Here is a 692-nt window from a genome sequence, read left to right as displayed (position 1 = left end):
CTAAATAACTGATCCCAATAGTGCTACACCTTCGCTGTGCCATAGCCATTCCCCGGGAAAGGAGACACGGTATCCATGAAGTGTTTCACTCGGGCCAGCAGGTTTGCCATCCCTCTGCATTGATGATTGCGCGTGATGGTTTCATGTAACTTGTGCCATAGCCGTTCTATGTGATTAACCCAAGGGCTGTAAACTGGCTGGAACACCAGGCAGAACTTGGGATTCTTCTTCAACCATCGCTCGGTCTGTTTGCTTTTGTGAATGATGTAGTTATCGAGGATCAACGTGATGGTTTTGGCTCGTCGGTAGTGGTGGCGCAGCTTTTCCAGCATGGCAATAAACAGCGATGAGTTTTTCTTGATCCCGCTGACGTAAAGTACCCTTCCGTTGCCTGCGTGGAGAACGCCTGCCAGATAATGCTTGGCATTCTGCCCCGGTGTGACAACCCGCTTTTGCTGCGCTCTGAACATCCAGTCGGCTCCTAATTTGGGATTGAGGTCTATATCGACTTCATCCTCATAAAACACCGGATTATCGGCATCACAGCGGGCCAGCGCGGCGTCGATATTCGCCATTTTTTCCTGATAGGCTGGGTCTTTTATCCGCAAGGTCGGCACGGGCCTGCGCCAGACAATGCCCATACGAGGTAACCATCGGCGGAGCGTGGAGGCTGCCACATTGAGCCCTGTTAA

The 692-nt window shown here is 51.7% G+C and carries 1 pseudogene; it reads right to left on the bottom strand.

What is annotated here, in order from left to right:
- Positions 1 to 23: 23 nt before the first annotated feature.
- Positions 24 to 692, bottom strand: a pseudogene (locus J9892_RS21390) (IS630-like element ISAhy2 family transposase); the annotation flags it as partial.

This window comes from Aeromonas sp. Prich7-2 (assembly GCF_017939255.1).
Classification (GTDB): Bacteria; Pseudomonadota; Gammaproteobacteria; order Enterobacterales; family Aeromonadaceae; genus Aeromonas; species Aeromonas caviae.
Note: the sequence above shows the minus strand (reverse complement) of the source record. Positions and strands in the feature narration are given on the sequence as shown.